Source organism: Ruminococcus sp. 210702-SL.1.03, from assembly GCF_020559915.1.
GTDB lineage: Bacteria > Bacillota > Clostridia > Oscillospirales > Ruminococcaceae > YE71.
Window position 1 is genome coordinate 1 of sequence record NZ_JAJCLZ010000175.1, and the last position, 254, is coordinate 254.

The following is a 254-nucleotide window of genomic DNA, read 5'->3' on the forward strand; positions in this document are numbered from 1 at the left end:
AGTCAATACAGCGCGTGTCGCCGACTTTCCGCAAACGTATCTCGCCGCCCAACGTGTCAACAAACAGCGCACGAAGCACGTCGAACGTCACGCCCCAGTCATACGCACTGCCCTCGGGAAAACCCGCCATTTCTACATTTCCGAGCGCGAATTTTTGCGACGATTGCGCGTTATGTTCTGCAATGATGTCAGACAGTACGCTGCGGTTTATCGTGCCCTGCGACACCTCGCCTTCGGGCTGTACGCTGTCGCAG

General features: G+C 56.7%; 1 protein-coding gene. It reads right to left on the reverse strand.

The window, feature by feature from the left end; translation table 11 throughout:
• Positions 1-254 (reverse strand): hypothetical protein (locus LI114_RS13995; RefSeq protein ID WP_227221166.1); only part of this gene is annotated, 254 nt, incomplete at both ends.